Genomic DNA, 247 nt, shown 5'->3' with positions numbered 1-247 from the left:
ATCGTACAGCGTGGTGTTGAAATCGCCGCCGAAGCCGCGGACCGTGATGCCGGTCGGCTCGCCGCGCGAACCGGAGCGCTGGATCGACACGCCGGGCAGACGCTGGAGCGAGGCGGCGACGTTCGAATCGGGGAATTTACCGATGTCTTCCGCGGAGATGACGTCGACGACGCCCGACGATGTGCGCTTGATGTCGAGGTTGCGCTGGAGCGATCCGCGCAGGCCGACCACGACGATGTCGTCGTTC

General features: G+C 66.0%; 1 protein-coding gene. It reads right to left on the bottom strand.

Annotated features, from left to right (window positions below; all coding sequences use genetic code 11):
* Positions 1 to 247, bottom strand: a 247-nt coding sequence (locus AC0IW9_RS31555) for a TonB-dependent receptor plug domain-containing protein (RefSeq protein ID WP_471652228.1), incomplete at both ends; no start/stop codon positions are given.

It is taken from the genome of Belnapia sp. AC561 (assembly GCF_979252845.1).
The sequence above is the reverse complement of the archived record's forward strand: the minus strand, read 5'-3'. Positions and strand labels throughout refer to the sequence as shown.